Source organism: Acinetobacter sp. YK3 (assembly GCF_001729365.1).
Classification (GTDB): domain Bacteria; phylum Pseudomonadota; class Gammaproteobacteria; order Pseudomonadales; family Moraxellaceae; genus Acinetobacter; species Acinetobacter vivianii.
In genome coordinates this window covers 1-25963 of record NZ_LZPJ01000021.1, presented here as the reverse complement: position 1 = coordinate 25963, position 25963 = coordinate 1, and the positions used below count along the sequence as shown (strand labels likewise).

Genomic DNA, 25963 nt, shown 5'->3' with positions numbered 1-25963 from the left:
GCAAATAAATCGTATTCATCTGCATCGGTAATTTCGACTTCAAGCAAATCACCTGCTTTAATCACACTCTTATCGATATCTTCAACAAAAACGTTGCCATCAATTTCTGGCGCATCTGCATAAGAACGTGCAACAGCAACTGGGAATTCATCTTCCAGACTATCAACCAGCACCGTCATTTTCTGACCAATACGCTTTTGTAGTTTTGCTGCTGAAATGGCTTGTTGCACTTCCATGAAGCGTTCATAACGCTCTTGTTTGATCTCTTCTGGCACATGATCAGGAAGATCGTTTGCAGTTGCACCTTCAACTGGTGAATAGGTAAAGCAGCCGACACGATCTAACTGCGCTTCTTTTAACCATTCCAGCAAAATTTGGAAATCTTCTTCAGTTTCACCAGGGAAACCCACCACGAATGTTGAACGAATCACCAATTCAGGGCATTTTTCACGCCACAATTTAAGGCGCTCTAAAGTATTTTCACTATGCGCTGGTCGCTTCATCAATTTTAAGATGCGCGGACTGGCATGCTGAAAAGGGATATCTAAATATGGCAGGATTTTGCCCTGCGCCATCAAATCAATCGCAGCATCAACATGTGGATATGGATAAACGTAATGTAAACGCACCCAGATGCCTAACTGACCGAGGGCTTCACACATGTCATAGAATTTGGTTTTAACAGGCTGACCATTCCAGAAATCAAGCTTATATTTGGTGTCTACACCATAAGCAGAGGTATCCTGAGAAATGACCAGAATTTCTTTTACACCAGCACGTTTTAATGCAGCGGCTTCATCCAGCACTTTTCCGACCGGACGAGACACAAGGTCGCCACGCATACTTGGGATAATGCAGAATGTACAACGGTGATTACAGCCTTCCGAGATTTTTAAATAAGCATAATGCTTCGGTGTTAAACGAACACCTTGCTCAGGGACTAAGTCAATAAATGGGTTGTGTTTTGGCGGTGCTGGTACATATTCATGTACTGCTTCCATTACATCTTGATAGGCTGCTGCACCTGTAACTTTAAGAACATTTGGGTGCATCTGGCGAATTTTATCTTCGTCTTTACCTAAACAGCCTGTAACGATGACTCGGCCATTTTCGCTCATGGCTTCGCCAATCGCGTCTAAAGACTCTTGTACTGCAGATTCAATAAAACCACAGGTATTTACAACTACCAGATCCGCACCATCATAATCTGATGCAACTTGATAACCTTCAGTCTTTAACTGAGTTAAAATTCGTTCAGAATCTACCAATGCCTTAGGACAACCTAAAGATACAAAACCGACTTTGGGGGTCTTCATGAATCTGCGCTCCACTTGAATCGGCGTATTGTATGACTTTTCTTGGCTTACGCATAGCTGCAAAGCCATCTCTTTGTGTAATGCACCAAAATACGACCAAAATTTTAAATAAAATCCACAAGCGCACTATTTTGGAACATAATAATTTATTGAAATCACTGCATGTATGTGAAAAATACTGCATAAATCCCTTTTTTTAGAATTAAGTTGTTGAAATTTCATTAATACAAAGTTGGCTTGTATTTTGCATAAAGTACATTTTAGAAGTTAATGGCTATTCATTAAAATTTATATTTATTGCGCCATTTTAAAACAGGATGATTCACAAATGGATCAACAGAACATTATCGACTATCGACTCTTAGTAGATAATTTGAGCACTGCCATTTTACTGGTCGATAGTCAGCTTAATATTTTTTATTTAAATTCTGCTTGTGAAGCATTATTTGATATCAGTTTGCTGCGTGCATCGGGTCAGCCTGTTCTTAACTTGTTACATGCACACGACGACACATTCAACACACATGAAGCATTATTAAACACTTTGGAAAGTGGACAACACTACACCCGTCGCGAAGCGGTCATTAATGTTAACTTTAAAGCGATTCATGTCGACTATACCGCTTCTCAACTGAATGCGGGCAAAAGCTATCACCCTCTTTTATTGATTGAACTCAACCCGATTGACCGTATGTTGAAAATTTCAAAAGAAGAAAATCTGGTTCAACAGCATCAAGTGGCTCGCCAGTTAGTGCGTGGTGTTGCACATGAAATTAAAAACCCGTTAGCAGGTATTCGTGGTGCGACTCAATTACTGGCACGTAGTTTAAATGATGATCGCTATGGTGAATTTACCGACATTATTATTAGTGAAGTCGATCGTTTGACCAATCTGGCGGATACGATGCTCGGCTCACGTCAATTACCGAGCTATGAACATGTCAATGTACATGAGCCACTGGAACGTGTTCGCTCGTTAATTGCCAACCAGACAAAAAAGAAAATCAAGATTACCCGCGATTATGACCTTTCATTACCCGATGTCATGGCAGACCGTGATCAACTGATTCAGGTCATGCTCAATATTAGTGTGAATGCTGTGCAGGCTATGACCGAAAATAAAGACTTTTTTACTGACTCAGAACCAGAGCTGGTGTTGAGAACCCGCATCCAGCGTCTAGTCACGATTAACGGCGTCCTCAATCGATCAACCGTGCGTATTGATATTGAAGACAATGGCCCTGGAGTTCCCGAAAGTATTCTGGAATCTGTTTTCTATCCTTTAGTCACAGGACGCGCCAAAGGTACAGGACTGGGACTCAGTATTGCTCAAAATATTATGCATCAACATAACGGAATGATTGAATGTCAATCAGTTCCAGGAAAAACCGTATTTAGCTTATATCTACCTTGGGAGTTAAACCATGTCACGAAATAAAATTTGGGTAATAGATGACGATCGTGCCATGCGTTGGGTACTGGAAAAAACCTTTAAAGAGGAAGGTTTCGATGTCACCAACTTTGAAGAAGCCCAAACTGCGCTTGAACGCTTACATGAGGATGCACCGGATGTCATTCTGACTGACATTCGTATGCCTGGGATTGATGGCTTAACTTTCCTTTCTAAAGTGAAGAATACTCATCCTGACTTACCTGTCATTATTATGACCGCACACTCAGATTTAGAGTCTGCTGTCTCAAGTTATCAAACAGGTGCATTTGAATATCTACCGAAGCCTTTTGATATTGATGAAGCATTAGCGCTGGTTAATCGCGCAATTTTGCATATTAATAAGTTACAACAACAAGAAGCCACCAAAGCGGCTTCTCCATTACAGTCGACTGAAATCATCGGTGAATCGCCTGCGATGCAGGAAGTTTTCCGTGCCATCGGTCGCTTGTCACAATCGCATATTACCGTATTGATTAATGGTGAATCGGGTACAGGTAAAGAGTTAGTTGCTCACGCCTTACACAAGCATTCACCTCGACGCGCCAAACCTTTTATTGCGCTGAATATGGCGGCGATTCCAAAAGACCTGATCGAAACCGAATTATTTGGTCATGAAAAAGGTGCTTTTACAGGTGCAAATACGCAACATCAGGGTCGTTTTGAACAAGCCAATGGCGGTACTTTATTCCTTGATGAAATCGGTGATATGCCCTTTGAAACCCAAACACGTTTACTTCGTGTTCTGGCAGATGGTGAATTCTATCGTGTGGGTGGACATATTCCCGTTAAGGTGGATGTACGTATCGTTGCGGCAACCCATCAAGATCTAGAGAAACTAGTCAATGAAGGCCGTTTCCGTGAAGACCTTTATCATCGTTTGAATGTGATTCGAATTCACATTCCAAAACTGTCTCACCGTAGCGAAGACATCCCAATGCTGGCACAGCATTTCTTGGCACGTGCAGGTAAAGAGCTTGGTGTCAGTCCAAAAATCTTACGTACTGAAACCACAGATTATATGCAACAGCTTCCTTGGCCCGGAAATGTTCGTCAATTAGAAAATACTTGTCGCTGGTTAACAGTGATGATCACGGGGCGTGAGGTTTATCCTGAAGACCTACCTGCTGAACTGAAACAAGCCTCTGTCCAAAAGACAAGTGATAGTCAAGCAGCATCAAATACCAGTCCTGCTTTAGTTGAGCGTATCGCAGTTCATCATTGGGATGAGTTATTAGGTCAATGGGCAATCCAGAAACTTAAAAATGGCGAAATGAAGATTCTTGATATCGCCACCCCAATGTTTGAACGTACGCTGATTAATGCAGCCCTACAACAAACGCGCGGTCGTAAACGTCATGCAGCTGAACTTTTAGGCTGGGGCCGTAATACTCTGACTCGGAAATTGAAAGAACTGGGTATGGACTCGACAGATGACGATGAAGAGGAAGAAAGCCGCTCTGCTTAAATAACACCAAAAAGCGAGTCGAAATGACTCGCTTTTTTAACACTTTGAGATCTTTTGAAACATAGCTAAATTTCATAGTCATACAATAGATATGGTTTTTGTTATACTAGTAGCACCCCAACATCCCAAAAGTAAATAATGACCGATCTTTGTTATCCAAGCTGTAGTAAACCGCAAACCCGTCGAGGACATGAACGTCGCCTTGCCCTATTATTGTGCGCAACCGATTTATTTCTTGAGAAAGGTTATGAAGCGGTTTCTCTGGATGATATTGTCAATCATGCGGGTGGTTCAAAAACCTCTATTTATAAATATTTTGGCAATAAAGAAGGTTTGTTTACCGCGATTTGCGATTATCGTCGGGAAGTTTTCTTTCAAGGGGTATGTTTGCCTTATGTTCCAGAAAAAACTGATTTAAAAACCTACCTGACCCAGACACTGCATCGTTTTTATCAGCATATTATTCAGCCTGAAAATATTGCTTTTATGCGCATGTTTACTGAACAATCACAAAAAGATATCCAGCTCGCTCATTATTTCTATAATCAATGCGCTCTCAATATTCAAAACACCATTGCCTATGCACTTGAGCATGCACATAACAACAATGAAATTTTCTGTGCTCAACCTAAATTTTCTGCAATGATGTATTTTGGTACGCTAAGAGATGTCGAATGGCGCAATCTCATGGGGTTAGATGTGCCAGAAAATGATATCGAAATCATTGATTATATTAACTATTCTGTAGACTTGTTTTTAAAAGCTCATCAAAACCCAGGGCCTGCTTCCACTTTATAAACGAGTTGCGTTGTAGGCTAAAAATTCATCAGACAAGGCATGAAATGCAGGCAATGGCTATTCCCTTGCCAAGTTTCATAACGAAGTATGAGGGATTTTTAGCCACAACCCTTTGGGACAGGGATATTTTTTGCCGCTACTGCGTTATGTTTCTCTCATTTAGATCACTAAATTTCGCAAAACATGTCTTGTATCGTCTAAAAAATATCCGCTGTCGCAACCATAGATAAAATGGCAGCAGGCCCTTAATTCTTTTGCATTTTCTTGAACCTATAGTATAGTAGTCAATTCTTTTTTATCCACCACTCGTCAAACAACAATTAATTATTGATTTTTCTCAATAATTATTGTGGGAGTAGCTATGGCGCTTCGGCATTTCCTAACTTTACGTGACCTATCCACACTAGAACTGCAACGCATTTTAGATCGTGCACAAGAACTCAAACGCATGCAACATAGTCATACGCTGTACCAACCGTTTGCAGGTAAAGTTTTAGGAATGATTTTCGAGAAATCGAGTACACGTACACGTATTTCTTTTGAAGCGGGTATTTGCCAATTCGGTGGTAGCGCGATCTTCCTTTCTCCACGTGATACACAATTAGGACGTGGTGAGCCAATTGAAGACTCAGCTCGTGTTATTTCAAGTATGCTGGATATCGTGATGATCCGTACTTTCGGACATGACATCGTAGAACGTTTTGCATCATATTCAAAAGTTCCAGTCATCAACGGCCTGACCGATGATCACCACCCTTGCCAGCTACTTGCTGACTTGCAAACTTTTCAGGAACACCGCGGTAGCATCGAAGGCAAAACGGTTGCATGGATTGGTGATGGCAACAATATGTGTAACTCATATATTGAAGCTGCACATATGATGGGCTTTAAACTTAAAATTGCTTCACCTGAAGGTTATGAGCCAAAACCTGAATTTTTAGCTGAATTTGCGGATTGCGCAGAAGTATTCAATAAAGCAGAAGATGCCGCTGTCAATGCCGACCTGATCGTCACTGATGTATGGGCAAGCATGGGACAGGAAGAAGAACAGAAGCTACGTGAGAAAGCCTTCTCAGATTTTCAGGTTAATGAAAAACTCATGGACTTGGCGCATCCTGATTGCCTCTTCATGCACTGCTTACCAGCACACCGTGGTGAAGAAATTTCAGAAAACATGCTTGACCATAAAAATGCTGTGGTTTGGGATGAAGCTGAAAATCGCCTGCATGCTCAGAAAGCATTGATGGAATTCTTACTCAATGAGAATCTTAAGAAAGATTAAGTGATAAAAAAACAGCATCTTTTGATGCTGTTTTTATTTGTGCGCTTTAAATTGAACACTGAAATAAAAACACTTATAGTAAGCTAAGCCCTTTAGAATAAGTTTCTCATCATATGAGAACCTCACTCAACACACAGCGGACGTTATGACTTCACTCGAACAAGCATTATCTCAAATACCAAGTTTTTCTTTGGTGCATGAGCATCTGTTTAGCTCAGCTCAACCAACAGCCGAGCAATTACAACAGATTAAGGAATATGGTTGCAGTACGGTCATTAACCTTGCGACCAGCAAATCAGAACGCTATTTAGCGAATCAGGATCAAATCTGTCTGGATTTAGGTTTGAACTATATTCACATTCCAATTGATTGGGATGTACCTTGCTCTGAGCAATGTTTATTAATTCTGGACTTAATTGACCATTTGGTTCAAAACGAGATCGTTTGGCTGCATTGCACTGAGAATACACGTGTCAGTAGCTTAATGTACTTATATCGTCAGTTTTATCTCAATATGGATCTACCGACTGCACAAGAATTACTACATCAGATCTGGGAACCGAATGAAACATGGACAGGTTTAATTCATAGTATTACTCTACAGCTACAAGGCCGTAAAGCAACACAAGAATTAGAGCAGTCACTCATCAATACCAATCATTTTGCTTGATGTGAAACCAATACAGTTGCGGTTGCCAAGATACCTTCCTGACGACCTGTAAAACCAAGCTTCTCTGTCGTTGTGGCTTTAATGCTAATTTGAGTCACATCCACATCTAATACATCCGCAATACTTTGACGCATTTCCAAATTATGCTTTGCCAGTTTTGGACGTTCGCACGCGACCGTAATATCTGCGTTATTCAGATGATACCCACGATCTAAAATCAACTGGTATACATGTTTTAGCAACAAACGACTGTCTGCACCTTTATATTCTGGATCTGTATCTGGAAAATGCTGTCCAATATCCCCCAATGCTAAAGCGCCCAGTAATGCATCACTCAGCGCATGCAAAACCACATCGCCATCCGAATGTGCTTTTAAACCGTGTGTATGCGGAATTTTGACACCCGCCAAAGTAACAAAGTCACCTTCTTCAAATGCATGCACATCAATCCCTTGTCCAATACGAATTTGAGCAACCATATGATTTTCCTTTTACAATATACCGAACTAATCTTGTATTCAGGCTTTCTATTTCGCTATAGTACGTTGAGCAAATTAGACTGAAAGTATAAGTGATTATGCTGTTTAACACTGTAAGAAATCAATTAAAGAAATCTGGTTATATCATCACATTGGGTTGTTTTTGCTCAACATTTGCCTATGCGGAATCTATTGACTGCAACAGCTCTGCTTTGGAAGCACAAAAAATATGCACCAAGCAATATAAAGAACAGCGTCAAAAGCTGAATAGCAAGTTTTTAACAGCGTATCTGGTGACGGATGCGCCTTTGCAATTGTTACATGATACGCAGACACAGTGGCTCAACCAGATACAGCAATGTAAAACCAAAACCTGTTTTCAGCAGCAATTTGAAGCACGTCTGGATGACCTGAACTTTTATACGTCTATGAACCAGACTTTAACTCAACATTATCTAAAATATGAACATGGCAAAATCGCATCTCAACCTGTTCATCTACAAATTCATCAGCTCGATAAAGACAAGTTAAAAATTGAAGGGATCGCTTATCGCAATCCCAACAATCGTCTAGAAACGCAAACCATGTCATTACTTGCTTACAGCACCCCTGAGCAAAAAAATCAGATCATTGATAATGAAAAAAAATGCCAATACCAGTTTGATTTTCAGAAAGCACTTTTGATTGTCAAATCAGAGCAGAAAGGTTGTGAGCGTTTTACAGGAATTTATCGTCTTTACGATTAAGTCTTCAAAGGAATAAAGCCGATGTTATAACATCGGCTTTATTGTTTCAGCTTGGGAATTTTTGCGCAATTTCCTGACTAATCAACACTGCCGTTGCAGCAGATAAAGTCCAGCCTAGATGTCCATGCCCCGTATTATAAAAGACTCGTGGTTGTTTACCTTGTTTTACCACAGGCAGCATATTCGGCATCATTGGACGCAATCCTGCCCACGGCACCACATGTTCAGTCGAAATATCAAAATTCTGGTTGACCCAGTTAATTAACGGTTGAATCCGGTCAGCACGAATATCCCGATTATAACCATTAAACTCAGCCGTTCCCGCAATCCGTAAACGATCCGCACCTAGACGAGAGGTTACAATTTTTGCACTCTCATCCAGCAAACTGACCCACGGCGCATTATTTACACTACGCTCATCTTTAAGCTGGACAGTGATCGAATAACCTTTGACTGGATAGACATTTACACTATCCCCCAACATATCAGCCAATTGATAACTGCCGACTCCACCACAAACCAGTACCACATCTGCAATAATTTCCGTAATGCCATCCGCAGTCGGATTTACATTTTCCGAGCTGTTTTTGCAATGAACAATTGCTTTGTCTTGATTGAACTGAACATCAACCACATCCAGACCAAAACAATATTTTGCCCCATATTGCTGAGTTCTTTCTGCTAACCCCACAGAATATTTATGGATATCTCCCGTTGCATCCCCAGCAGTGTAATAACCACCAAAATATTCGCCTGTTAAGGTCGGTTCAATTGCTTTCATTTCCTCAGGCGTAATTGCATTCCGCTCAAGTTTACCTTCAACCAGTACATCATTGACTTTCTTAGCAATCTCATAATCTTCTCTGGTGTGATACATATGCAAAATGCCACGTTTTTCCAGATCAAAAGAAAGACTTTCTTTTTCAGCAACTTCAAATAGGCGTTGTCGAGCCAACAATGCCAAACGCACGGTTTCAATGGTATTGGCTTTATAATTTTTGATATGCGTTAAAAATTCAATTAACCAGCGATATTTATGCGCACTAAAGGATGGGTTGAGCAGCAATGGTGCATCTTTCTTACTCATCCACTTAATGCCTTTCAGCACTGTGGCTTTCTGGTTCCAGACCTCTGCATTACAGGCAGACAATTGTCCACCATTGGCAAACGAAGTCTCCATTGCAGGAAAAAGATGACGATCGATCACCGTCACTTCATAGCCCAGTTTTATTAATTCATAAGCAGACGTTACACCCGTAATCCCCGCACCAATTACAACAACATGTGGCATAGCAAACTCCTTGAAATGCATAACATTCCATAATGCTTAGCCCCATCTGTCATGGTACCTGAGAGTTTCGGCAGATGATTACCAATTAATCATTAAGCCTTCCCCTTCGGTGAGTGTTTATCGTAGAAGAAAAATGTCCTGTGTTCCTACAAATTGAGCACTGCTCTCCAGATTTTATGTCTATTATTACAGTCCTTTTGCCTGAGAGTTTCCGGGGTCGTTGCTCCTTCGGCGAGTTCATTGAAGAACTTCTCTCCCGCAATAATATTTATATCCTTATAAGCAATATATATGCCGTTCCAAAATACGCACACTAAAATCTTGTAAATGTTTGTAGATCAAGATTTATACGCATGTACTTATTTATCGAGTATAAAAAAAGCAGACTCGAAGTCTGCTTTTAAATCTTAGAATTTACATTGCAAAATTTGTTCGGAAAATTGACCTTTCCAAAGTTCACGCAATGTTGGTAAATAGAATTTTTCACCAATCATCACCAGTTCAGCATCAATCAAGGCATGAATCTCATGCATTAACACATAGTCCAAGGCAATCAAGGATAATTGAGGCTGTGCCTGAGCAATCTGCTTGCGCTTAACTTGTGCTTTTTTAACCAGCTCATTGGCAAAGTTCTTATCTTTATAAGTCGTAATCGCACTTAAACGAAGCTCAATCACGCCCCAGCCTTCAAGTAACTTTTTAAATACTTCAAAATCTTTTGAGGTTGCTTCCCAAGTTACATTTTCCAGATTATTATCTTCTGGCAATACAGGTAACAGTAAATCAGCCGTACTTGGAAAAATTTTCTTTAAATTCAACAGAAACTTAACAGGATTTTCATTGGGTAAATCAGAGAACTGAATGTTGGTTTTAGTATCTGTTAAATAAATCGAGAGCATAATGAAGCAACAGTTTCGTCAATCAAAAGTGTATTGTACGCAGTTCACTTTATAAAAACTACTCTCATAAAAAATCCTTCTATAAGCAGAAGGATTTTTTATCTTGCTGATTAAATATTTTTATTTGCTATTTGGCGAAACCATATTTTCAGGTTTAACCACTTCATCAAATTGCTCTGCTGTCACTAAACCTAACTCCACAGCCACCTGTTTCAAGGTTTTATTTTCCTTGTAAGCTGTTTTCGCAACTTTGGCAGAGTTTTCATAGCCGATCACAGGATTCAGTGCTGTCACCAACATCAATGAATTATGTAAGAAGTGATCAATCTTGTCGCGATTCGGTTCAATACCGACCGCACAATGGTCATTAAAGCTATTACATGCATCACCAAGCAACTGAATGGATTGCAATAAATTATAAGCAATCACTGGCATAAACACATTCAGCTCAAAGTTTCCTGATGCACCCGCCACGTTAATTGTTGTGTCATTCCCTAAAACTTGAGCGACCACCATGGTCATCGCTTCACTCTGGGTCGGATTGACCTTACCCGGCATGATACTCGAACCAGGTTCATTCTCAGGAATACGGATTTCACCAAAACCACAGCGTGGCCCACTCGCCAACCAGCGAATATCATTGGCAATCTTGTTTAAACTTGCAGCCAAGGTTTTCAAGGCACCCGATGCAAATACTGCTGCATCACGACCAGCCAAAGCTTCAAACTTATTTGGCGCAGTCACAAATGGCAGACCCGTTAATTCAGCTAATTGCTCAGCCGCTTTTACCGCATAATCAGGATGGGCATTTAAGCCCGTTCCAACTGCTGTACCCCCCAAAGGTAATTCATACAGTCCAGCCAAAGCCTGTTGTAATCGTTTTAAACCATGTTCCAGTTGTGATACATAACCACTAAACTCTTGCCCCAAGGTTAAAGGCGTTGCATCTTGTAAATGTGTACGGCCAATTTTAACAATGTCATCAAATTCTTCGGATTTGCACTGTAAGGTATTTTTTAGCTTTTCAACGGCAGGAATGAGTAATTCATTAATTTGAAGGCTTGCAGCAACATGAATTGCAGTTGGGAACGAATCGTTGGTTGATTGCGCGCGGTTAACATGATCATTCGGATGCACAGGTTTTTGCGCGCCTAATGCCTGACCTAGTTTCTGGTTGGCAATGTTTGCAATAACTTCATTACAGTTCATGTTACTTTGCGTACCAGAACCTGTTTGCCAAACCACCAAGGGAAATTGTGAATCCCATTGTCCAGCAATCACTTCTTCGGCAGCACCAACGATATATTGACTTAAATCTTCAGGAAGTTGTTTTAATTCAGCATTGGTGATCGCAGCAGCTTTTTTTACTAAGCCCATTGCACGAATCATCGGGCGTGGTAAACGCTCCTGACCAATTTTAAAGTTCTGTAAACTTCTTTGCGTTTGCGCACCCCACAAGGCTTCATTCGGAACCTCGATTTCACCCATGGTGTCGTGTTCAATTCGCATTTGCATAAACAACCTCTGCTCTATTTGGTTAAAATTTTCACGGGCTGAAGCAAGCTAATGCTTTGGCTGGTTGTGGATATCCTAATCAAACCAGCCAAATATGTAAATAAGAATCATTATCTTAATTACCTTTTAAGGTATTCAGATAAAAACGCCATTCATCTTCAATCATTTGTGCTAAAGGCCGTTTCGGTGTCCAGTTTAAAATACGCTGTGCTTTATCTATATTTGCACCAAGCTGAGCTAATTCCTCATGTTGATAGATTGCAGGCTGAACGCGAACTTCAGCCTGCGTCACCTTTGAAATCTCATCCAATAAACTTTGGATAGAAGTCAGCTGCTGATGGGCAATATTAAATGACTCCAGACATCCGGATTGCGTTTTTAGCCAATTCAAGGTCATTAAAATGGCATCACAAGCATCCAGAACATGTAAGAAACTACGCTCCACCGTGCCATCTTTGGTCTGAGCCTGATTTTGCAATTCAATACAATCACGTTGCATCGCTGCAACTTGCAATGCTAAAGGCACAATATTTTTAGGGAGCTGAGTAACATACTCGCCTAGAACGCCATGCTCGAATGCACCAACAATATTAGATAAACGTAGATTGACTATCTTCCACTCAGGATCAACTTTATAGGTATCGGCAATAATGTTTTCTACCATTTGCTGCGAGCGAATATAAGGATTGGCATAACCGTAGTTAAAGACCGTATCTTCAGAGAGTGCGGTATCCGACTTGCCATACACCGCCAGACTGGACAGGTTTAATAATTGTCTCACGCCCATCCGTTGCATGGCACGTAACAAGCTCATAATGCTACTGACATTATCATTATAATATTCGAGCGGTTTTAAGGCCGATTCTTCAAGCGACTTAAAGCTTGCTGTATGAATAACGGTATCAATTGAATATTGTTCAAATACTTTATTTAAAGCAGGCGTATTACGTACATCTAGTTTTGCAAAAGGAATATACATGCCTGAAATATATTCCAAACGTTCCAAAGTTTGTAAAGTTGAGTTAGCCAGGTTATCAACAATGACAATCTCTTGCCCATGAGCCAATAAACTCAAAGCAATATGTGAACCGATAAAGCCTAAACCACCTGTCACCAAAATCATTGTATACTTACCTTCTTTTTAATCTGTCCATCATCATTTTGCCTACTATGACCATAGTGAATGTTCAATGAGTACACTACTGTTAATTACTTCCTCACCAACTTCTGTGATCGCATGGCATGCATTGGGTTTAGCGCAAGCATTACAAAATAAGCATGAAGAATTTCGTGTTTTCTTTTACCAAGACGCTGTTCATGTTGCGAACGATTTACAGTGGTTTCCTGATGATCAACGTAACCTGAAACAAGAATGGCAAAAGCTGGGCATTCGACTCCCTGTCTGTGTCAGTGCTGCCCTTGCTCGGGGAATCACTGATGCAAGCAATGCACAACGTCATTCGCTTCAACATCACAACTTGGCACAAGGTTTTGAGCTGGTTGGGCTTGGAGAGCTTGCTGATGCAGTGCAAAGCTGTTCTCGTTTAATTCAATTTTAATTTAAGTTCTTTAATAGAGTGTTGCTTTAAAAAGGTAAATTGTGTGAAATCTGTACTTGTCATCCTAACGCAGCCTAATTTAACGAATTTGCAGACCAATGAAAGTCTGTCTGCCACTATGGTTTTAGCAACCTTTGGTATTTCTGTCAAAGTATTATTAAGAGACGCTGCCTTGAGTTTATTGGACAATAAAATAGAATTCGACCAGCTAAAACATGCCTTTAAAATTGCAGCCAATATGGTGGACAGTTTTGAGTTCTATGATTTGACCCCAATCTTGGTTGAGACTAAAAATCAACAACTTAACATCATAAAGAATACCGATCAGGAAATTGAATTTATCGAGATTACCCCTGAACTCATCCGTTCATTTGATCATGTCTTGTATTGGTAAGGTATTTCACAATGAAAAATAGTGTTTTATTTTTAATCCAATCGCCTTATAACAATCTCGATAAAATCTGGGAACAGTTGGCACAAATGGCACAATCTGATGATCATATCGTTATTATGGGTGATGCGACTTTGTTTATTCCATCTTCAGTTTTTAGCCACTACCCTCATCTTTACTGCTTAGCGAATGAACAGGAGATGCTGAGTAAGGAAGATCTGGAACAGGTTAAATCCATTGATTACGCAGCATTTGCAGATTTAGTTTTACAATTTGAACGTTGTATCACGTTAAAATAATGCTTTGATTCGATTTATTTAAAATTTACTTAGGCTATTTATGCAATTAGAATTAGATCAAGACGGTCATCTGGTCGATTACACCATCTGGAATCCTGAGGTTGCTCAGGAACTGGCGAAGACGCTGGACTTAGAACTTACCGATTGGCATTTTGATGTACTTCATGCAGTACGCCAGTTTTATCAGCAGTTTGGACATTCGCCTGCAACCCGCCCATTGATTAAGTTTTTAATGAAAACTGTCAGTCCTGAGATTAATAATGCCGAGTTACAGCAACGATTTAATACAGGTCTGGTTGCTCGTCATTTAAGTCGCTTAGCGGGCGTGCCCAAACCTGCAAACTGTTTATAAGAGTTCACGCAAATTTCTTTGCACACGCCACACATGCAATGACTGCAACCGTTACCGCAAACATTGCGATACTGACCTGCTCATGCAGAAGTACCGCTGCAATGATTAGTCCAAATATCGGTTGCAGGAGTTGTAATTGGCCTACAGTGGCTATTCCACCTTGCGCCAAACCCTTGTACCAGAAAAAGAAACCAATCAGCATACTGAACAATGAAACATAAGCTAAACCCAGCTTGGCAGAAATCGAGATCTGGTCAAAACTCACCGGCATATAGAGATAAGAAACCAGAAGCATAATCGGCAAGGTTAAAATCAGTGCCCAACAAATCACTTGCCAACCACCCAAATGTTTCGAAAGCTGCCCACCTTCTGCGTAGCCAAAACCACAAAGCAATATCGCCAATAACATGAACAGGTCGCCATAATTAAATGACCATGTACCTGTCTGGATCAACATAAAACCAAAAACCAGTGCACCACCTAATATCGCAAATAACCAAAACACCAGATTAGGCCGTTCACCACCACGTAATACCCCAAAAATCGCAGTCGCCAATGGCAATAGCCCAACAAACACAATGGTATGTGCAGCACTCACATATTGAAGCGCCAAGGCAGTAAAAAGCGGAAATCCAATCACCACCCCGATGGCAACGTAAAATAAGGACAGCCAGTCTTTTTTCTGAGGTAACTTCTGACGTGATAATAAGACCAATGCCAAGCCTAACAGCCCTGCTATTGCGGCTCTTGCTGCGGTTAAAAAAGTCGGACTAAAATCCATCACTGCAACGCGGGTGGCTGGTAAAGAACCCGCAAAAATAACCACGCCAATGAATCCATTTATCCAGCCACTGCTTAAAGACTTCATTTAAATTCTCCAGATCTATATGCAGAATTTAAACTGTGCTATGGTAAATGCACCATACACAATACAGTACAATTTTAAATAACTGTACTGGTATAAAGCCCAATACAGTCAGGTCTAAGCACATGAAAAGTACAAAAATCGATTTTGTGATACAGTATATTCATGAACAGATTAAAAACCGCTCTTTAGTGCCAGGCTCTCGGCTTCCTTCCGTTCGTGCATTGGCAGGTCTTTTAAATCTGTCTATTTCCACTATTGTAGAAGCATATGAACGTCTAGCAGCACAAGGCCTGATCGAAGCAAAAACAGGCTCAGGCTTCTTTGTCGCAGGCCCGATTGCGCCATTATCTATCTCGGAAATTCATCCTAAAATTGACCGCAATATTGATCCCCTCTGGATTTCGAGACAAGCACTAGAAGCAAAACAAGGGGTATTAAAACCTGGATGTGGCTGGTTACCAGATGACTGGATGCCTCATGAAAATATACGTAAAGCAATTCGCAAAGTCTCCAAAGCCAATTCAAGTATTCTCACCGATTATTCAACGCCACTCGGTTTAGCACCCTTACGTGAATTACTTTCTCGTAAAATCTTAGCAAAAGGCATTGAAGCAGTTCCGAATCAGATCTTATTGACGGATTCTGGAACTCAAGCCATTGATTTAATTTGCCGCTATTTTCTGAAACCGAATGATGTCGTGTTAGTCGATGATCCCTGTTATTTTAATTTTCACGCCTTACTCAAAGTTCACCAAATTCAAATTATTGGTGTGCCTTACACACAAACTGGGCCAGATATTGAGGCATTTGCGGAGGCGATTCACAAGCATAATCCCCGTTTATACATTACCAATTCAGGAATTCACAATCCGACTGGTGCAGTGTTAACCGCATCCAAAGCCTATCAGGTATTAAAACTGGTTGAGCAGTCAAATCTGATTGTGATTGAAGATGATATTTTTGCAGATCTGGAACTTCATACGGCGCCACGACTTGCAGCACTGGATGGCCTGTCTCGCGTTATTCATATTGGCAGTTTCTCTAAAACCTTATCGGGTGCAGTCCGGACAGGTTATATTGCAACCAAACCAGAATGGATTGAGGATTTAACTGATATCAAAATTGCAACCAGTTTCGGTGGTAATAATCTTTCCTCGGAAATTTTATTTTCAGCCTTAACCGATGGCAGTTATCGAAAATATCTCGATGAACTCAAAATAGATTTGGCAAAAGCTATGGACGCCACAGTTAAAAAATTAGAAAAAATGGGGATTACACCGTGGGTGAAACCTCAGGCAGGTTTATTTTTATGGTGTGAGTTAGCAGAACATTTTGATACGGCACGAATCGCTCAATATTGTCTGGAACAAGGCGTTATTCTGGCTCCAGGCAATGCCTTTAGCCAAAGTCAGAATTTTAAAAATTTTATTCGTTTTAATGTAGCGCAATGCCAAGATCCAAAAGTGTTCGAGGTGCTATCACATGCAATTCAACAGGAAATAGCACATCAAAATCTTTAAAACCTAATAAGGAAATGATCATTTCATGGCCGTTTAGCCGATAAAATAATGCATGACTGGAATTTTACTCACTCCTCATCAAGCACTTTTTTGTTTTTGCTCGATAAATGCAAAATAACCGGGCCCCGCAGCAACACGTACATCTTTAACATGGATAGGCTCATTACAATCTGAACAAATCACTTTAGGACTGATTTTTTTGCCACAGGTTTTATGCGTAAATTCGATTGGCTTACCCAGTCCCATATCCATCCATTTATCCGCCCATTGCACCATCGCCAAAAGGATTGGATACAGATCTAAACCTTTTTCAGTCAATTGATACTCAAAACGTTCCTGACGGTCGACATAAGGCACTTTCATTAAAATCTCGTGCTCGACCAAACGCTTCAAGCGTTCTGAAAGGACATGACGGGTTAAGCCAAGACTACGTTGAAAGTCATCAAAACGGCGTACACCCATAAATGCATTGCGTAAGATGAGCATTGTCCAACGATCACCTAATACTGAAAGCGTCCGAGCCACTGAACATGGCTGATCGCCAATTTCTTCCCATTTCATTATTATCACCTAATCATTTTTTTAAAGTTTTTGCAGACATGGAATCTATGTCTTGAACCGTCGAAATTTGCCAAGGGGGTCGCCATTGCCTGCATTTCATGCCTTGTTAAAGTCGTTTTAACCAATAACATAATGCATGGACGAAATGTCAACAGCCCCTAATCAAGCAATATAAAATATACACTAAACCACCTTGTCCATCAGATGCAATATTGGTACTTGGCTAAAAGTGACAAAATTCACAAATTTTACTCATTTCTGCTGAACCTTTAATTGCGAATGAATACGCCGTTCACTTCCATTCCTGCTTCAGGCTGAATATGGGCAGGAATACGTACCAGACAGTTGGCTTGCATCAAATTACTCAACATATGCGATTGTTGCTTGGCAAGGCTTTTCAGCTTGAGCTGACCTTGTTCAAAATAGGCATGCATCCTTAAGAATCGTTCACGTGCATCGGACTTCAAATCATGGGTCAGTATTGCACTAAACCATTCCAGAGATTGAGTCTGGTTTTGTAAGGCATCAAATAGAACTTTGCCATACATCTGCATACACACATAAACGGCTGCTGGATTGCCTGGCAAACCAAGTATATAACAGTGATGATTTTGTGCTGTATATTCGGCAAAAAATAAAGGTTTACCCGGTTTTTGTTTCACCTTCCAGAAAACCTGCTCAAAGCCTGCTTCAAAGGCACAAGGACGCACAAAATCATAATCGCCCACAGAAACACCACCTGTGGTAATAATGACATCATAATGCGGTTTGAGCTGTTCGAAGCATTGCGTTACCTGTTCAGCCTCATCGGCAATATGGCGTATTTCTACCGCTAATCCATAATCTTGCAACCAAGCTTTTAACAGTGGACCATTAGCATCAAACACTTTTCCAGCTTGTAAATCATCAGGTGTTTCCGCAACTTCATCACCAGTAATCACAACGGCAACTTTGGGTTGTTTAAACACTTCAAGAGTTTTTACTCCAGCCATGCTCAGTGCGGCTAAAGCCCCAATATTAATGCGCTGCCCAAGCTCTGCCAGTCGCTGCCCCCACTGAATTTCTTCACCTGTAAAGCGGATATCTGCCTGAGCCTTGATATGTTCAGTCAAACGAATCAGCTTATCATTTTCAATATTTACGATTTCCTGTCGAGCGACATGAGTGGTTCCTTCAGGGATTTTCCCCCCAGTAAAAATACGAACGGCTTGTCCATCCCTAAGCTGTACATCAGACTCACTGCCCGCTTTAATTTCTCCAATCACCGAGAAAGTAGCATCTTGCAAGTTTTCACGAGCGCTATGGATTGCGTAGCCATCGACTGCACTTTGTGAGAAGCTCGGTAAATTCACCTGAGAAACGATGGCTTGAGCCAGATAGCGATTGAGACACTCACCTAAAGGCAAGGTCTCGGTGGCTAAGGTTTTAGCTTGGCTTTGGATCAGTGCGAATGCCTCATCAATACTGATCAATCCTTTTTCAGCACCACATCCTGACATTATTCATAACCTCCCGGATGAGGTAAGTCTCGACATACATCAAAAATATGCACCAACGCTGGTAAAATCGCCGCCATAGATTCACTGGCGCCGCCACGGCTACCCGGTAACGTCACAACCAACGAACGATCAATAAATCCTGCAACACCACGTGACATCGCCGCATAAGGCGTCCGTTTCTGTCCAAATGAACGTGCCGCTTCCATCAGACCATCCAGCTTTCGTTCTAATAGCGGCTCAAGCGTATCCACCGTAATATCACGCTTGCCAATCCCTGTACCACCAACCGTCATGATGCAAGCATAAGATTTGGTTAACTCCAGAACCAGATCTTTTAATTGATCAGCTTCATCAGGCAGGATCTGATAATGAATCGGATCAAAGCCTGCTTCGGTCAAGGTCTCTACTACGGACTTTCCTGCAGTATCAGGTTTACGCCCCGCAGCCACCGTATCCGAAAGGACAATAACAGCCGCAGAAACAGGTTGGCGTAAAGTCCGCTTAAAATGGGATTTACCACCTTTTTTCTTCAGCAATTTGCATTGATCCAGACACAGCTCTTCAGGTTCACAATGCGGTTTCAGCATGTCATATAGCGTTAAGCCAGCCAGACTTGCAGCCGTCAAAGCCTCCATCTCGACACCTGTTGGCCCAATGGTTTCCACTGTGGTTAAGATCACCACATGATCCTCTTGCAAATCATACTCGACATCAGCACGATAAATCGGTAATGGATGGCATAGTGGAATCAGTTCATCTGTGCGTTTTGCTGCCAGAATGCCTGCAATACGTGCTGTTTTTAAAGCATCGCCTTTTTCGGTATTTCCATCACGAAGTAACTGAATACAATGTGCGGGTGCATGTAAAATTGCTTGTGCTTCTGCTACACGGTAACTTTCGGGTTTCATCCCAACATTTTTCATTTTAACTTCCTAACGCTTTATTCGTGTGTATGCGCATGTGTGCAATTTTCTGGATGATGAGCATATTGATGCCGTTCAGTGTGAGATGTTGATTCAGCGGTATCTTTACGGATACAACAACCTTCAACATAGTGACTGGTACCATCCATGAAAAATTCTTCTTTCCAGATCGGTACTTCATGCTTTACCCGCTCTACGGCTTCTTCGCAGGCTTGAAAAGCTTCACGGCGATGAGCAGCATAAGCAATGGCAATAATGGCGGTTTCACTGACCTCTAAATAACCAATACGATGCATGACCCGAACATAAGAGACCTGATATTTCTCTTTAACTTGCTGCTCGATTTCACGAATCATCTTTTCAGCAACTGGCGTATAGGAGGTATATTTCAATGCCTTGACTGCTTTACCTTCATGATGATTACGCACGGTTCCAACAAAGATATCAACGCCACCACATTCAGGAAATGCCTGTATTGGGTCGAAACTGTCGAGGCTTAAAGCCTGATCTTGAACTCTGGCAAATTCACGCATATTTATCCCCCTGCCACTGGCGACAACAGTACTAAAGTACAAGATTGATCTAATTCCATTTGACGTGTCACAATATCTTCTCCTATTGCACAGGCACATTTTTCCATTACCTGACGCGCTTCTGGATAAAGCGTTACAATATGGGTTAATACATCTTTAACACTTTGATTTTCTGCAAACTCAAATGCAAGCGCCTTTGGCAACAACCTTTCAATTGCGCCAAAAGCTTCAATTTTGATCTCAATGGTTTGCATATTTTCTCCAGATCACTTGCTCTTTAACCACCCAGCATGTGCATACTGATTTTACGGGCTTGTTGATGTTGTATCGCATGATAGCCTTTGGCTTTATGCCAGATATAAGGCTTCACCTGTTGGTCGAGTTGCAGCAATGCACGCTGTTTTGACTCATTATTTTGCTGAATTAGATCGTGTAAATAGGGTTTAATATTTAAGCCTTGTTGAGCAAATAGACAGTTATACAATTCGCCTTGAGCCGTTAAACGGATTCGATCGCAGTCCCCACAAAATGAATGGGTAATAGTCGAAATAATGCCAAGTGGATAATGTCCATCAAGCTGATAAATACGCGCAGGCTCATGCTGCTGTTGTAAGACCTGAACATCATAATGAGGCTGGAGCTGCGCTAAAATTTCCGCTTCACTCACCACAGCATCATCTGTCCAATGCTGATCTCCATCCAATGGCATAAATTCAATAAAGCGCAATGGAATGTTCTGTTGTTTTGCCCACTGTACCATCGGCAAAATCTGGTCATCATTATGGCCTTTCATCAACACACAATTGAGTTTAAATGGCAGCCCTGCCTTTTTTGCAGCCTCTATACCATTCAGTACGGGTGTAAGTTCTTTTTTGGTCAGTTGCTTAAACTGGGTCGGATTCAGGCTATCCAGACTAATATTGAGATCGTCTAAACCCGCCTGTTTCAATGCTTCGGCATATTTTGCCAAATAATGGGCATTGGTCGTGATCGAAATCCGTTTTAAGCCGAGTGCTCTTAACTGTTGTAAATCAGCAATAAAATGAACCACGCCCTGACGCATTAACGGTTCACCGCCCGTGATACGAATATTTTCGATTCCTTGTCCAACCATATATTGGCAAAAAGCAAATAAGGCTTCGAAACTGAGCAAATCCTGTTTCTTCATCCATTCAGGATGCTCAGGCATACAATAAATGCATTTGAAATTGCAGCGATCTGTCACGGAAATCCGTAACTTACGCTTAATACGACCATACTGATCCTGAAGAATCGGTAAAGTCGTTTCAAGTTTCTCATGCTTCATCATACGCACTCATTTGTAGATCTTTTTACTGGCTAAGCACAAGTTCTGTGCAAGCTTGTTCATGTATCAAACTAAAGTTTTTTATTACAGCAATAATTATTCCAATCACATCCTCTGTTCAGGCTTGCTGTTGCTTATTCAAACAAATAAGCAATACTTTCAATTTACGCATAAAAATATCTGATGTCTTGCATATTTTTGTTCAAAATCCTTGCACTATTTTCAGGCAGCTTTCCTTGTATTGATAACATTTAGTGCATGATGCTCATAAAATCAATATGCTGATCGTCTAAACCGTCAAATGCTGTAAACGCACAGGTACGTATTTATGATATGGCGTTTTGGACAACGGATCACAATGCCCTGTTGAAGTCAGGCGGTTCAATTGTGGCCCGACCGACTCAGCGCTAGCATAACTTGATCCATAACCATGCGGTAACGACACTACACCTTTTCGCATCCCTTCATCAAGCTCAACCGTAACCTGAATACGCCCATGCTCTGAAATACATTGCAGCTTTTCCCCTGTTTCAACACCTAACGCCAAGGCATCATCAGGATTCATTCTTAAACGTCCTTCTGCATCCACTTTACGCCATGCAGGATCTCTATAGATCTGATTCGCATTGTAGCTACGTCGTTCACCTGCCAGTAAAATAAAAGGATAATATGGTGTGGCTGCAAATTTCTGATGCTTTAATTCAGCCAGCTCGATAAACATTTCTGGAATTGCCAAACGAATTTTTTTGTCCTTATAGGCAATCAGCTCCCAGACATCAGCATAATCATGTGCAGACAATACGACGCCTGAACGCTGTTTCAAAATGGCCTGAAAAAGCATTACACCAAGATTAAAACGATTACCTTCATAGCCAGCCCGCTTCACCGCTTTAAAATGCTGTGCTGCGTATTGCATACATAAAGGCAATAACAAAGCTGTCGAGGCAGCACCATCGGGTAATGTTTTGCCCAAAGTGCGATATACAATGGATGCAGCATAAGGAATCAGCTTCTTATTTTTTACAAAAGAGGCGCCAAGCGCTGCGAAATAGGCAAGATAAGCTGTTTTTGCACGATCTTTTTCCGCAATTTTGCTCAGGATTGTAAACTGTCGGGGAATAACCTGCATGGCTTCCAGTAATCGTGTATAAATTTCCGCTTCAGGTAAAGTATTACCTTGTGCTTTAAAAAGTGGATGCCGTAAATGAAAGCCATTTTTGGGAAATTCTAAGTTGAATCCCGTAAATTCCCATTTTTCGAATTGGGTATGCGCTGGTAAAACATAATGTGCCAGACGCGCAGTTTCTGTCATTGCAACATCAACCACCACCAAAAGTTCCAGTGACTGAAAGGCTTGCTCATAAGCGCTAGTATCAGGATAAGTCAGTAAAGGATTGCAACTATCCACGAATACGGCACGAACTCGTTTTTCCCCAGCCTTTAAAATTTCATCAGGCAAAATATTCGGGGGAAAGAAACCAGAAATGGGGAACATTTTATGATGAACTGTACGGCGATACTTTGGATTCCGCTCATCGGTATTGCTCAGGATTGGAATAAACATGGTATGTAGGTTATTGGTTCCCTGCTGACCAAAATGCCCTGTGAGTAAATACAAAAGTTTTTCCAAATAACCATTCAATGTCGTATTTAAAGTGTGTTGAATACCTAAATCAATACGTACACAGCCACGTTTGGCTTTGGCAAAGTCACGCACGATCTGATAAATCAATTCAACTGAAACATCCGCTTTCTGGATATATTCCGCTATCGGAATCGCTTCAAACGCCTGTTTAACTTCGTCAAAACCATGTGTATGTTGCTGAATAAATTGCTGATCATACAATTCCTCTTTGAGCAGGATTGCGATCATGGCAGACATCAGATAGGCATCTGTTCCAGGTTTCAGTTGTACATGAATATCGGCTTGTTTAGCCGTTTCAGTAACACGTGGATCAAACACCACCATCGTCCGATTCGGATCTTTTTTAATATGTTTCAAGGTATCACGGGCATTGGGAATGCCATGTGCCTGAAATGGATTGGTTCCAATAAACAGGACATAGTCAGCATGCTCGACATCTTCCGTGGTATGACAGGCTTGACTACCGAACAAACGTCCATTGACCCAGAAATCTCCGGTTTTTTCTTGGGCTAAGGAGTTATAAGAATAAAAACTTTTCATTGCATATAAAAGTTGACGACCATAGGCAGCTCCCAAATGGTTCCCCTGGCCGCCACCACCGACAGAAGCGAATGCCGTTCCCCCATGCGTATCCCGAATCTGTACAAGCTGATCAGCAATCTCCTCAATCGCTTGATCCCAACTGATTTCCTTGAATGAACCATCGACTTGACGTTTTAATGGCGCGGTCAAACGATCTGCATGCTGCTGGTAATGCTGCAAACGTGCCGCTTTCTGGCAAATATAGCCTTGAGAAAAAAGATGATGGGTATCACCTTTTATCTTTTTAAACTGATTATCTGCAATTTCAACACTCAGCCCACAGTTGCGTGAACATAAAATACAAGCCGTTACATCCTGTCTTGGTGCTGTTCCAGTCGTCATTGTTCTCACCTTATTGTTTTATGAATATTGGCCCATTAAACAGATTTGCCCTGCTGAACCCACCACACGAATATGTTGCTCAGTGCTGATTTCTACTTGGTTATGTTTTGAAGGTAATTTAACAGGTTTTAAAAAACGAACATCAATTTGCTGAATTGGCTTAGGAAGCAACTCAAAGCTGCGTGCAAATACACCAAAACCATGTAGGACTTTTTGCCCAAAGCTCGATCGTTTTGCTAACGGCCCAACCCAATGAATTGGATTAAAATCACCCGTCAATAATGCAAACTTAAAACCGTCATCGGCTGTCGCAGACCATTCGCCTAAACTGTGCCAGCTTTCATTATCTGTTGTTTCAGTACGCTTGGTTTTCTCAAAATTGGGCAAAATAAATGCCATATGCAATACCGCTTCGACCAGCGTTGGCTGAGTGATCGTACCCGTGATAATTTGCACTGAAACACGAGCCAAGCCATTACGCTCATCCACAGATGCGATCTTGGCCTGAATCAATAGCTTTTCATTTCTGGGAATGTCACCATGAATCTTTAGGCTCACACCTTGATTGATGACCTGACTAAGCGGGTAATTTGTTTGTAAAAGCAGACGGGTTGCAAATGAAAGCCCCCATTGCGAAACCATATGTGCGGGGATGGAATCTGGATATTTACGGGTTGATGCTCCACTCCATTCAATATAATGCTTCACCAACTCATCGCTTGGTGGCTGAATAATTTCTTTAATCGGTGCCAGCGCTTGCCAATCACCTTGCTGAACTTTAGCTTTTGAGAAGCTTCGCAATACAATTTTCCCAATCCCAGCCAAGGTTGCCTGATGCTCGAATAAAAACTGCAATGGAATCTGCTGATAACGAACTGCCCTCATCTCTTACTCCTTCTTCCTTTTATTTTTCTATTACGATGTTCACTGCACGCATATAAGTGTTGGCTTAATTACATCGAGGCTAACATGTTTAAAATTTAATCAAGTTCCAAAATAGAACTAGAAAAGAGAAAGGTCAAGACCTTCTGTCTGAATTAGGAAATAACGACAGACGCATGCAAACGACCATTTTTAGTTATACCTTATAGAAATAATAAATAACGATATAAAAATTTAATTAGTGATTAATACCTAATGTCTTTTATTTAGGCATGATATTTTCACAAAGAATTAAAATGCATACCAAAAACACCCTAATTTAATAAACAAAAAATTAGACAAAATATTTCTTTTATATCTCAAACAATTACCTAAATATCAAAATTAAAACAGGCTAAAATACTGATAATAAAAAAAGGACTTCTGCATATTAATTAATACAAAAGCCCTTTCACATGAGACATATTACAACAAACTGATCCAAGAATGATTAACCAATCACATAATACTCATCAATATATTAACTTCTTATGTTTTAACATTAGATCTTTCTTTTCACTAGATAATTGCTCATTCATATCTTTTGATTGATACATCTTGTTTCTTTTAAACATAAATTCGGGCTTATAATTTCCTTCCTGATCATAATTAGCAGGATTAAACTCAGGAAAATCATCATAATAATCAGATACTTTTTGCATATTCATCTCCTACGACTCAATACAGATTATTAAAAACTAATATATTAAAGTATGTACCACAACAGAGCCATGCACTATATAAATAG

General features: G+C 40.8%; 27 protein-coding genes and 1 riboswitch. Of the genes, 11 read left to right on the top strand and 16 right to left on the bottom strand.

Going from position 1 to position 25963, the window contains the following annotated elements:
* Positions 1-1316, bottom strand: a 1316-nt coding sequence (gene rimO, locus A9Z07_RS02870; RefSeq protein WP_069576689.1) for a 30S ribosomal protein S12 methylthiotransferase RimO, incomplete at its 3' end; no start/stop codon positions are given.
* Between the two features lie 328 nt (positions 1317-1644).
* On the opposite strand from rimO, the gene glnL reads away from it, so the two are divergent.
* From glnL to A9Z07_RS02845, 5 genes are all read left to right on the top strand, one after another.
* The gene (gene glnL / locus A9Z07_RS02865; RefSeq protein WP_004771998.1) at positions 1645-2754 is read left to right on the top strand and encodes a nitrogen regulation protein NR(II); all 1110 of its coding nucleotides are present in this window, start codon (positions 1645-1647) and stop codon (positions 2752-2754) included.
* A complete protein-coding gene (gene glnG / locus A9Z07_RS02860) occupies positions 2741-4234 on the top strand; it encodes a nitrogen regulation protein NR(I) (RefSeq protein WP_004771997.1) in 1494 nt (497 codons plus the stop codon). The genes glnL and glnG overlap by 14 nt, the downstream gene beginning before the upstream one ends.
* 138 nt (positions 4235-4372) lie before the next feature.
* Complete coding sequence (locus A9Z07_RS02855; RefSeq protein ID WP_069576686.1) at positions 4373-5032, top strand: TetR/AcrR family transcriptional regulator; 660 nt, start codon at positions 4373-4375, stop codon at positions 5030-5032.
* Between the two features lie 361 nt (positions 5033-5393).
* A complete protein-coding gene (argF, locus tag A9Z07_RS02850) occupies positions 5394-6314 on the top strand; it encodes an ornithine carbamoyltransferase (protein ID WP_004771995.1) in 921 nt (306 codons plus the stop codon).
* A gap of 145 nt (positions 6315-6459) precedes the next feature.
* Positions 6460-6984, top strand: coding sequence for a protein tyrosine phosphatase family protein (locus A9Z07_RS02845; protein WP_004771994.1), 525 nt, complete (start codon positions 6460-6462; stop codon positions 6982-6984).
* Here the strand turns inward: A9Z07_RS02845 and ispF are convergent.
* The gene (gene ispF, locus A9Z07_RS02840; RefSeq protein ID WP_005257324.1) at positions 6972-7463 is read right to left on the bottom strand and encodes a 2-C-methyl-D-erythritol 2,4-cyclodiphosphate synthase; all 492 of its coding nucleotides are present in this window, start codon (positions 7461-7463) and stop codon (positions 6972-6974) included. The two genes, A9Z07_RS02845 and ispF, sit on opposite strands and share 13 nt — an antisense overlap.
* A gap of 98 nt (positions 7464-7561) precedes the next feature.
* Here ispF and A9Z07_RS02835 point away from each other — a divergent pair, with 98 nt between their 5' ends.
* Complete coding sequence (locus tag A9Z07_RS02835) at positions 7562-8209, top strand: hypothetical protein (protein WP_047427131.1); 648 nt, start codon at positions 7562-7564, stop codon at positions 8207-8209.
* Between the two features lie 46 nt (positions 8210-8255).
* On the opposite strand, the gene A9Z07_RS02830 is transcribed toward A9Z07_RS02835, so the two are convergent.
* The 4 genes from A9Z07_RS02830 to A9Z07_RS02815 form a co-directional block, all read right to left on the bottom strand.
* Positions 8256-9500, bottom strand: coding sequence for a D-amino acid dehydrogenase (locus tag A9Z07_RS02830; protein ID WP_004771988.1), 1245 nt, complete (start codon positions 9498-9500; stop codon positions 8256-8258).
* Between the two features lie 179 nt (positions 9501-9679).
* Positions 9680-9769, bottom strand: a riboswitch (glycine riboswitch).
* Positions 9770-9907: 138 nt separating this feature from the next.
* Positions 9908-10399 (bottom strand): hypothetical protein, encoded by a 492-nt coding sequence (locus A9Z07_RS02825; protein ID WP_004771986.1) that lies wholly within the window; start codon positions 10397-10399, stop codon positions 9908-9910.
* Positions 10400-10519: 120 nt separating this feature from the next.
* Positions 10520-11914 carry a class II fumarate hydratase gene (fumC, locus tag A9Z07_RS02820; RefSeq protein WP_047427127.1) on the bottom strand — a complete coding sequence of 465 codons (1395 nt, stop codon included), beginning with the start codon at positions 11912-11914 and terminating at the stop codon, positions 10520-10522.
* Between the two features lie 115 nt (positions 11915-12029).
* The gene (locus A9Z07_RS02815) at positions 12030-13037 is read right to left on the bottom strand and encodes an NAD-dependent epimerase/dehydratase family protein (RefSeq protein ID WP_047427124.1); all 1008 of its coding nucleotides are present in this window, start codon (positions 13035-13037) and stop codon (positions 12030-12032) included.
* Positions 13038-13104: 67 nt separating this feature from the next.
* On the opposite strand from A9Z07_RS02815, the gene tusD reads away from it, so the two are divergent.
* From tusD to A9Z07_RS02795, 4 genes are read left to right on the top strand one after another with little or no spacing between them, the layout of a single operon-like run.
* Positions 13105-13473, top strand: coding sequence for a sulfurtransferase complex subunit TusD (tusD, locus tag A9Z07_RS02810; protein WP_005257318.1), 369 nt, complete (start codon positions 13105-13107; stop codon positions 13471-13473).
* Positions 13474-13516: 43 nt separating this feature from the next.
* Positions 13517-13867, top strand: coding sequence for a hypothetical protein (locus A9Z07_RS02805; RefSeq protein WP_005257317.1), 351 nt, complete (start codon positions 13517-13519; stop codon positions 13865-13867).
* Positions 13868-13878: 11 nt separating this feature from the next.
* A complete protein-coding gene (locus tag A9Z07_RS02800) occupies positions 13879-14163 on the top strand; it encodes a hypothetical protein (protein WP_047427121.1) in 285 nt (94 codons plus the stop codon).
* 40 nt (positions 14164-14203) lie between these two features.
* Positions 14204-14515 (top strand): TusE/DsrC/DsvC family sulfur relay protein, encoded by a 312-nt coding sequence (locus A9Z07_RS02795; protein WP_004771978.1) that lies wholly within the window; start codon positions 14204-14206, stop codon positions 14513-14515.
* Between the two features lie 4 nt (positions 14516-14519).
* Here the strand turns inward: A9Z07_RS02795 and A9Z07_RS02790 are convergent, their stop codons facing one another.
* The gene (locus tag A9Z07_RS02790) at positions 14520-15383 is read right to left on the bottom strand and encodes a DMT family transporter (protein ID WP_005257313.1); all 864 of its coding nucleotides are present in this window, start codon (positions 15381-15383) and stop codon (positions 14520-14522) included.
* A gap of 122 nt (positions 15384-15505) precedes the next feature.
* Between A9Z07_RS02790 and A9Z07_RS02785 the strand changes: the two genes are divergently transcribed.
* Positions 15506-16903 (top strand): PLP-dependent aminotransferase family protein, encoded by a 1398-nt coding sequence (locus tag A9Z07_RS02785; RefSeq protein ID WP_069576684.1) that lies wholly within the window; start codon positions 15506-15508, stop codon positions 16901-16903.
* Between the two features lie 78 nt (positions 16904-16981).
* On the opposite strand, the gene A9Z07_RS02780 is transcribed toward A9Z07_RS02785, so the two are convergent.
* The 9 genes from A9Z07_RS02780 to A9Z07_RS02740 all read right to left on the bottom strand — a co-directional run bounded on the left by A9Z07_RS02780 (position 16982) and on the right by A9Z07_RS02740 (position 25877).
* A complete protein-coding gene (locus tag A9Z07_RS02780) occupies positions 16982-17464 on the bottom strand; it encodes a winged helix-turn-helix transcriptional regulator (RefSeq protein WP_004771974.1) in 483 nt (160 codons plus the stop codon).
* Positions 17465-17733: 269 nt separating this feature from the next.
* On the bottom strand, positions 17734-18963 hold the full coding sequence (locus A9Z07_RS02775; RefSeq protein ID WP_069576682.1) for a molybdopterin molybdotransferase MoeA: 1230 nt from the start codon (positions 18961-18963) through the stop codon (positions 17734-17736).
* Positions 18963-19886, bottom strand: a complete 924-nt coding sequence (moaCB, locus tag A9Z07_RS02770; RefSeq protein ID WP_062847887.1) for a bifunctional molybdenum cofactor biosynthesis protein MoaC/MoaB — start codon at positions 19884-19886, stop codon at positions 18963-18965. Before moaCB ends, A9Z07_RS02775 begins: the two co-directional genes overlap by 1 nt.
* A gap of 17 nt (positions 19887-19903) precedes the next feature.
* Entirely contained in the window at positions 19904-20419 is a 516-nt protein-coding gene (locus A9Z07_RS02765; protein ID WP_069576680.1) for a molybdenum cofactor biosynthesis protein MoaE, read from the bottom strand.
* 2 nt (positions 20420-20421) lie between these two features.
* Positions 20422-20673: a MoaD/ThiS family protein gene (locus A9Z07_RS02760; RefSeq protein ID WP_069576678.1), complete on the bottom strand. Its 252-nt coding sequence runs from the start codon at positions 20671-20673 to the stop codon at positions 20422-20424.
* Between the two features lie 23 nt (positions 20674-20696).
* Positions 20697-21734: a GTP 3',8-cyclase MoaA gene (gene moaA, locus A9Z07_RS02755; RefSeq protein ID WP_413772618.1), complete on the bottom strand. Its 1038-nt coding sequence runs from the start codon at positions 21732-21734 to the stop codon at positions 20697-20699.
* Positions 21735-22014: 280 nt separating this feature from the next.
* Positions 22015-24294 carry a molybdopterin-dependent oxidoreductase gene (locus A9Z07_RS02750; RefSeq protein WP_069576674.1) on the bottom strand — a complete coding sequence of 760 codons (2280 nt, stop codon included), beginning with the start codon at positions 24292-24294 and terminating at the stop codon, positions 22015-22017.
* Positions 24295-24312: 18 nt separating this feature from the next.
* The gene (locus A9Z07_RS02745; protein WP_069576672.1) at positions 24313-25179 is read right to left on the bottom strand and encodes a MaoC/PaaZ C-terminal domain-containing protein; all 867 of its coding nucleotides are present in this window, start codon (positions 25177-25179) and stop codon (positions 24313-24315) included.
* 509 nt (positions 25180-25688) lie between these two features.
* Positions 25689-25877 (bottom strand): hypothetical protein, encoded by a 189-nt coding sequence (locus tag A9Z07_RS02740; RefSeq protein ID WP_004771964.1) that lies wholly within the window; start codon positions 25875-25877, stop codon positions 25689-25691.
* Positions 25878-25963 lie beyond the last annotated feature (86 nt).